This is a genomic window from Caldibacillus sp. 210928-DFI.2.18 (assembly GCF_020554505.1).
In the GTDB taxonomy this organism is placed as follows: domain Bacteria; phylum Bacillota; class Bacilli; order Bacillales; family Caldibacillaceae; genus Caldifermentibacillus; species Caldifermentibacillus hisashii.
This window is the reverse complement of the sequence record NZ_JAJCHL010000043.1, coordinates 21,044-29,384: the sequence shown is the minus strand read 5'-3', so window position 1 is coordinate 29,384 and position 8,341 is coordinate 21,044. Positions and strand designations below refer to the sequence as shown.

Annotated in this window: 7 protein-coding genes; all 7 read right to left on the bottom strand. The window is 30.9% G+C overall.

Features of this window, described 5'->3' with window-relative positions; genetic code table 11:
• Positions 1–180: 180 nt before the first annotated feature.
• A complete protein-coding gene (galE, locus tag LIZ98_RS10400) occupies positions 181–1,176 on the bottom strand; it encodes a UDP-glucose 4-epimerase GalE (protein WP_227139547.1) in 996 nt (331 codons plus the stop codon).
• Between the two features lie 78 nt (positions 1,177–1,254).
• The gene (locus tag LIZ98_RS10395) at positions 1,255–2,220 is read right to left on the bottom strand and encodes a glycosyltransferase family 2 protein (protein ID WP_227139548.1); all 966 of its coding nucleotides are present in this window, start codon (positions 2,218–2,220) and stop codon (positions 1,255–1,257) included.
• Between the two features lie 24 nt (positions 2,221–2,244).
• Positions 2,245–3,204 carry a polysaccharide pyruvyl transferase family protein gene (locus LIZ98_RS10390; RefSeq protein ID WP_227139549.1) on the bottom strand — a complete coding sequence of 320 codons (960 nt, stop codon included), beginning with the start codon at positions 3,202–3,204 and terminating at the stop codon, positions 2,245–2,247.
• Positions 3,205–3,261: 57 nt separating this feature from the next.
• Positions 3,262–4,593: a flippase gene (locus tag LIZ98_RS10385; protein WP_227139550.1), complete on the bottom strand. Its 1,332-nt coding sequence runs from the start codon at positions 4,591–4,593 to the stop codon at positions 3,262–3,264.
• Between the two features lie 3 nt (positions 4,594–4,596).
• Positions 4,597–5,868 (bottom strand): glycosyltransferase family 4 protein, encoded by a 1,272-nt coding sequence (locus LIZ98_RS10380; RefSeq protein ID WP_227139551.1) that lies wholly within the window; start codon positions 5,866–5,868, stop codon positions 4,597–4,599.
• A gap of 79 nt (positions 5,869–5,947) precedes the next feature.
• Positions 5,948–6,943 carry an EpsG family protein gene (locus tag LIZ98_RS10375; protein WP_227139552.1) on the bottom strand — a complete coding sequence of 332 codons (996 nt, stop codon included), beginning with the start codon at positions 6,941–6,943 and terminating at the stop codon, positions 5,948–5,950.
• 189 nt (positions 6,944–7,132) lie between these two features.
• Positions 7,133–8,341, bottom strand: coding sequence for a glycosyltransferase (locus tag LIZ98_RS10370; RefSeq protein ID WP_227139553.1), 1,209 nt, complete (start codon positions 8,339–8,341; stop codon positions 7,133–7,135).

Here is an 8,341-nt window from a genome sequence, read left to right as displayed (position 1 = left end):
ATTCCCTCGTTTTCTCCATAGTTTAGATAATCATTCAATTCTACAAAGAAGAGGAGAATTCCTTTAAAAAAATCAAAAATACAAAAAATTTACGTGCGGAATATGCGTTAAACGCATAAAAAAAGCTACCCGCCAAGTTGCCAAATAAGACAGCCCAGCGGGTAATTGCTTTTTTTCTACTTATTCTTTATAATTCTTCTCAAAACGCCATGCGTCCCGACACATCGCAATAATATCACGTTTAGCGACCCAGCCTAGTTCCCGCTTTGCTTTTGAAGCATCGGCATAACATGAAGCGATGTCTCCTGGTCTACGCTCTACAATTTCATATGGAACTTCAATACCATTAGCTTCTTCAAAAGCCTTCACTAATTCTAGTACACTAGTACCTTTGCCGGTTCCCAAATTATAAACATGGACACCTTCAGTTAGGTTTTCCAATGCAGCAACATGACCCTCAGCAAGGTCTACTACATGAATGTAATCGCGAACTCCGGTACCATCCACCGTGGGGTAGTCATTTCCAAACACACGTAATTTCTCTAGTTTACCTTTTGCTACTTGAGTAACATATGGCATCAGATTATTTGGAATGCCATTTGGCGCTTCCCCAATTAACCCACTCTTATGTGCCCCTACTGGATTGAAATATCGGAGGAGCGAAACAGAGAAAGCAGAATTAGCTTTTGCTATATCCGTTAGAATCCGTTCACTCATTGCCTTTGTTTCACCATATGGATTTGTTGTTGGTAAGAGATTCATAGTTTCCACAAATGGTACTTTATTATCGCCGTAAACAGTTGCTGATGAACTGAACACAAATTTGTTTACACCATATTTAAGACAAGCTTTGGCAAGAATCATCGTACTAACAATGTTGTTATAATAATAAGCAAGCGGCTTTACTACTGACTCACCAACTGCTTTTAGACCAGCAAAATGAATAATACCATCTATATCATGATTAGAAAAGATGGTGTTAACTGCTATCTCATCTGTAACATCTATTTCATAAAAGGTTATTTCTTTATTTGTTATTTGCTTTACCTTTTCAATGGCCTCTACTTTACTGTTGCAAAGATTATCGGCAACAAGTACAGTGTGTCCCGCTTCAAGTAAAGCAACACAGGTATGTGAGCCAATATATCCGGCACCGCCAGTTACCAGAATGTTCATTCGAAAATAATACACCTCGCTTCCCTCTAATTACATTATAATATGAAAAAAACAATTCTATATAGTTTGACCTAAATGTTATTTATAATAAAGTCTTTTTGCAATACTGGATATTCTTCTTAATAGACCAACAGGAAGGTTTGGATAAATTATTTTATAATACTTAGCGTCATACAGCCTATCTGGTAAAACGAAATCTGGATGCTTAAGTGGTTGTTCCAGTTCTTTTACATCCATGAAGAAAAAATTAGCGATTTTTTTTGGCAATAACTTAATGTTATTTCCTGAATGAGTTGAGCCAGTTCCAATTCCTATATTAGTTATTTGATTATATTTCGGTACAATTGATAACCATGAATTAGCATGCCTTATAAAGCCCCATTGATAATCCCAATACGATGTAACTTTTTTTTGTTTCAATTCTTTTCTTGCGTTATCCCATGTCTTTAGTTTTCTTTTTGCTGCAAATTTTGGCGTAATATCTAGTAAAATATTATTTCTAATATATATTTCATCTATCTTTTTTAAATCATATTCATATTTTTCCCATCTATCTTTCCAGGTTGCCCATCCCCAGATTGCTCCAGATTTAACAAATCCGTACGAATACCCGCCAAAATCATATTCTTTAAAATAATTCAAACCACTAATTATTCCTATCCTTGAATCATCTTTATATCTTTCTAGCATTTCCTTACAAAATAAAAAAAAGGAATCAGCTGGGATACAATCATCTTCAAGGATTATTGCCCTATCTACGTGTTCAAAAACCCAGGAAATACCTGTATATGGTCTAGTACCACATCCCAAGTTTACATCGGAATAATTTTTAAATACCTCACACTCCCAATCGATATCATTAACTATTTCTCTACATTGTTGGATTTTTATTTTATCTTGTTCGTTTGCATTTCTTTCACCATCTTGAATTAAAAATAATTTAGATGGTCGAGCTTTTCTTACCTTTTTAAAAACCTCTCTTAATGTTTCAGGTCTGGTAAAAAAGATTAATGCTACAGGAACATCTAATTCAGCCTTATACAACTATTTCACCCCAATAAATCTAAGTCATTTTTGAAATTGACTTTTCCATCTCTTAATATTATCAATTGGTATATTAATCTCCGTTGTAAAACTACTATTAATTAAGTCTGACAATTTTTCAATTTCTTCTCTGGAAATGCATTTCAAATTAAAGTCTTTCTGCTTTTCTATGGCCCTGTTATCAATAGCAATGATAATTGCTCTTTTCTTTTTTTGAAGCGCTCGAATTCCTGCATGTAATCTCGTACCAATATAATCAACATTTTTTTCCAAGATTGCATCATATGATTTTAAATTAGGGGGGATCAATTTAATTTTTTTATTTTCTACACTTAACTCCTTATAATAATCGTAATCCTTCGTTCCTTGTAACCATAAATATACATTTTCATAATGGTTACAGAGAATTTCAATCATTTTTTTATCACTTGATAGGTCTTTATTATAATCGGTAATTGTACAAACAACATCTTTAGACTTAACACTTGGTATCTCTGAACAATGTTCCTTTGTAAGACTCCACATAGTTGGGCAACCTGTATTTATAACATTTTCAAAACCCATATTTTTCAGTTGCATTTCAGTATAAGAATCCCTTACTGAGTGATAATAGTCCGAAGACAAAACGCTCTTATATAATTTTTTTGTATAATAATTTGGTTCATCTCCGTACTGCCACCAACCCGTTCCTACTAATACGCAAGGGCCTATATTTTTAGCATTAAAAATATTTATATCCCATTGCCTAAAGAGCCTATTCATTTTTCCTCTTAGCAAGTTACTTCCACACACAAATTTGTAGTCAAAATCCTTGGTGTGTCTTAAATATCTTGATACTGGTAAATGTGTTGATACTTCTACAATAAAAGAATCATTTAATAATCCTTCTAATTCTCTATATGCACCATCAAATATGATATGGTCTCCCATATTTAAACTACTTATTGCTGGATTATAGAGCACTACTTTTTTTTGATCTGCCATACTAATTATCCTTTCAATTAAATTCCGAAATATTCTCCAATGCATAAGATTACTAATTTATTTTTTTAGCCCTTTTAACATAAATGCTTTCATCATCATAATAGAACTGTATCTTACTTTTTTTATAAATAGTGGAACAACAAAATTAGATATAAATTGTGTTGCTAAAGTTGCAATTGCAGCACCGTACCCACCCAAGATGGGTATTAAAATAAAATTGAGGCTTACATTAGTTATTGCACCACTAATAACAAGAACTGTACTATATTTCTGAAGCCCTTCGCAGACTAACCAAGTTGAAGCAGCAGTACCAAGCATTGCAAAAGTCCCCGCCCAAATACTTACCGACAAGATCCCCGCTGCCTCTAGATACTCAGAGCCATAAAGTATTTTTATAATTATTCTTGAAGTTAATAGAATAAAAACTCCAAATCCGATGCTCAACCATGCTACAATAGTGTATAAAAATTGAACTGCATTAACATAACTATTTTCATCTGTTTTTTTCTTACTCATAATAACTGGTTTAAAAGATGTTATTATTGCCATTGGAACAAAGTACCACAAACCAGCGATTTGAGTTGCTGCTGAAAATATTCCTAATTCTTCTTTATTAGATAACATGGAACCCAACATTACTTTGTCAATCTGCATATAAATTGTAATCATAAGTCCCGAAATAATTAAATACCAACTTTGGGATAATATACTTTTTGCATATTGGAATTTGAACTTCCACCTTGTATTTGATGTTCTGTTTTTGAAATAAGCTACTACTAGTGCTATACCCACAATTAATGTATCCGACATATATATAAGAGCTAAATGATATAAGTTTCCCTCTAGTATTACAAATCCCACTTTGAGTAGAGCAGAAAGAATATATGCCCCCATACGAATTAAAGAAGATATTTTCGATTTTTGATAAGCTTGTATCCAATACTCTATGACTTCTAATGATTTAAAAATCATGGTGAATGACATTATTAATACAAGTAAATGAACACGCTCGTCATTTGGTGCGATAAATCTGATAATCACACTAGCCAATAATGTTAATACTATGCCACCTATAACCCGTAAAACTAAACTTGTAAAGAGTATCGTGCCCTCTTCTTCCTCTTGTTGTACGATTGATTTAACGGACAACGTTTCTAAACCTAAAGTTGATAGGGCTGTAAATAATGTGACAAAGGCTAACGCATAATTATACAGTCCATAATTTTCTGGACCTAAATACCTGGCTACTAGTGCCATCACAAATACACCAATGATCATAGTAAAAACCTTGTCTCCAACTAGCCAACTTGTATTATGAATGATCTTGGCGGCAACATCATTACATTTTATTCTTTCTAGAGATTCTGCAAATTTATTTTTAATTTTCAATACCTATTCCTTCTTTTGCAATATGTCTTCATATATCTCTATTAAACGATCTGTATTTGTTTTAGGATAATGCCTTTTCCATGCACGGGCTCTTGCATTCTTTGAAAATTGTAAAGCTAACCCATTATTTTTAAATATCTCACACACATAATGTGCTAACATGTATGGGGCATCAGGTTGGTACAAGAAACCATCCTCTCCATGTTTTAGCATGTCAGGTATACCCCCCACATAGGAAGCAACACACGGAACACCTAAAATCATTGCCTCACCTAAAGAGTTGGGACTGTTTTCAATAGACGAAGGACAGACAAAAACATTTGAACTTAAATATCTTTTACACATTTCAAATTCACTTAAAGATCCTGTAAACACTATATTATTTTCTAACTTGTAATCTTTAATCAATCTTTTTATAAATTTTCCATAATAAGTCATCAGTAGTTTATCTTTTATAGTATCTGACTTTATAATATCTTTTCCACTAATATATAATTTAGTATTTGGATATTTTTTTATTATATGTGGCATAGCTTGAACTACATAGTGAAGACCCTTAATTGGGTAATGTGCTTGGCTTAAAAATAAAGAGTACCTTTCACATTTTTCAATATCCCATTCGTGATTATAAAATTCGTCTCTTAAAGTTTCATTGCAAAAATAATATTGGGCTTTTGGGTTAATTTGAGATGTACAAGCTCTATCCCAGGTTGTACGACCGATTATATGTTTAACTTTTTTTATAGCCTCAACTTCATTTTTACCCCTTTTGTAATACAATTTTTGTAAGCCAATGACACTATCTCCTCTTAATAAATTTCTTAAAGTAGATCCATAAACCACTTTCCAAGGTAAATTTGCAAATGTGTGTTGCGAAATAATTGAAACTAATCCTTGTGTAGATATTACGGTCTCTATTTTTAGCTTGTTACAAATATTAACCATAGAAAGTGTATGGGCCATTTCTGTACCATAAATGTGTACAAGATCCGGCTTGACTCTTTTTATGATATCTTTAAATATATGATTATCCTCAATTAGTTCTTTATCCTTATCTTTAAGTGCTTTGAAAGCATAATAAGTGATTTTCTCTCCTCTAAGTTCTACAAAAGTAGAAACCCCTTTTTTGGGAAATGCTATTGTTAGATTAATGCCTTGCTGCCTAGCTAAATCTTTTGAAGCATTAATTAGCCACCCTCCAAAAGGTGAAGGATTTTCATTTAATAATTCACTTGCCTCAGGTAAAGGTATATTAATTAGCCACAAAATTTTCATAGTAACATCCTCTGGTTATTATAATAGAGCAATAGATTTCAAATTAGAATCTGTATGTTATTTGTTTCCAAACAAAACCTCATCGTCCTAAAATAGTCTGATATGTCCCATACGAATCAATCCAAATATCATTGTTAAAGAAGGACCAATAACGTAACAGATAAATAAAAATCATTAATACAAATAAGAGTGTTCGAAGTCTAACATTCTTTATTTTTGAAAAAATTACTGGTATAGTGACAATTAAAAAAACATCAAAGTACATACCGATCCTTGAAATCATTGATACTTTGTAAGCTAACAAGGAGATAATGGTAGCAATTAATGATAATTTACCATAAATCAAATCTTGTCCCTCTAGCTTGTTAATATTAAATAGAATTAAGAAAAAGAAAAAACTTGATATTAAAGTTGATCTTAAAGAGTTTTGTAGTCCTTCTTCATAGTAGGATGAATAATGTGATGGAAAGAAATCTAAAGTCCAATTAATTAAGGTACCTAATAGCGGTGTTGATAACAGAATAAATACTAAAAAGACTATAGTTGTTATCTTTACCACATTTAATTTTTTATTCGTTAGTAAAAAATATATTGGAAGCATTATAAGCGCACTTTGATGAAAACCTGATGCAATTAATACTAAGAAAAAATAAAAAATTGCCCTTTTCTTTATGCCATAATAAACTGCCAATATAACAAAACAGATTGATAAAGTTTGTCTAAATGCAGATAAATGGATTAAAAAAAGGTATGGATTAATCAATAGTATTAACGAAGCAAACCAATACTGATTTCTTGTTAAATTATTTTTTATTAAAAAGAATATACATACTAAATAAAAAAAACTGGTAATAGCCACAAATATATAAAAGTTTGGTATCAAAAGATTTAATGATCGATATAAAGGGTCATTCACCCCCCAAGCATAACGCCCATCATTTAGTGCCTGATGTATATTTAAATAGGACATGTAATCATTACCAAAATCGTATCGTAAAGCTAAAAATAAAAACAATACACCAAAGGCTAAAATGTAAAAGGGATACTTTTTATTTAGAGCAGGTAATAATAACAATAGAACGAACAAAAAAACTAAGTGCGTTATTATAAAAAGCCCCCCTTTTTTTAATAAAAGTTATCAAACAGCCTCAAACTCATTTAGAATTTTTTTATATTATAATTTTTCTTATTGTTTTTATATGCTCGAGACTATTATTATTTTAATTATTTTTTATAAGTACCTATTAAGTATTGCGGCAATTATCTATTTGTTTAGAAAGTCTATTATTTTTTTTGCTTGATTAATATTATTTTTTCTTTTAACAAATTCTAATGCTTTTAAACCTACTTGGTCTCTTTCCTCTTTTCCCATCTTAACTATATTTTCTAACATCTGACAAATTGTTTTGGGATTATTATCCTCTAATACTAATACATAATTTCTATATTCTTCAGGAATACCAGGTAACATTGTTGTTATTAATGGTGTTCCCGAAAGCATGTATTCAAGTGTCTTAGAAGGAAATGAATATTTTACATATTCTTCTTCGGGGGATCGAGCGTTAATTAAAAAATCAGCTTCCCTTTGTACATTCAATACTTCTTTTTGTGAAATAAACCCTTTATACACTACTTTATTATTTACTAAACATATTTGTTTTAGATCTTCTTCGAAGTCGCCACGACCATAAATTTCTAATACAAGATTTTCATTCTTATTCATTAAAAAACCTTCAACTATATTTTTAATACCATATCTTTTTGAAAGGGAACCTGTGTAAACTATCTTTATTTCACTCGAAGAAATTTTTCTACTTCTTGTCCAATTCATTTCATTTTCATCAATTATACCCTCTATTACTAAATAGGGTTTTTGGGGAGCAAAATCCTCTGCTAGGTATTTAGTAAGTGCAATAACTTTAGATGCTTTTCTCATTAAAAATTTTGAAATATATAATTCAATACTTCTTAATTTAGCTTTTAAAAAACTATCTCTTTCAATTTGCACGGAAGGTGGATCAGTCCATATGGCAATATAGTCTATACTGTATATCCTTGATATCAGATAACCTAATAACATAAAAGGAACATGAACTGAATAGACAATAATTCCACCTTTGTTTTTTTCCTTATTATATTCTTTAAAAATATAATACATCCCAGAGAAAAACCTTGTTATAATTTTTAAAATACTAGTATTAATAAATGGTATCTCTATTATATTTATACTCTTATCAAATATTTTGATTTTCCAGTTATGTGAACGAAATTTTTTTCTAGGATAATAGGGATAATCGGAAACTGGCCTTGCTGAAATATACGTGTATTTAAAAGTATCACATAATTCCAAACCTTTAATTAAATTCCAATTAAACTTATGTGTTTGGATAGATGGAAGTTTGTCTAACTTGAATACTTTCTCCATTTCTTCATCAGGTACTGCAAATCCTAAAAATAAATAATTCTTTTTCAT

Coding starts and splice junctions, on each gene's coding strand:
- galE (WP_227139547.1), bottom strand. CDS start 1,176: ATGAACATTCTGGTAACTGGCGGTGCCGGATATATTGGCTCACATACC.
- LIZ98_RS10390 (WP_227139549.1), bottom strand. CDS start 3,204: ATGGCAGATCAAAAAAAAGTAGTGCTCTATAATCCAGCAATAAGTAGT.
- LIZ98_RS10380 (WP_227139551.1), bottom strand. CDS start 5,868: ATGAAAATTTTGTGGCTAATTAATATACCTTTACCTGAGGCAAGTGAA.
- LIZ98_RS10370 (WP_227139553.1), bottom strand. CDS start 8,341: ATGAAAAAGAATTATTTATTTTTAGGATTTGCAGTACCTGATGAAGAA.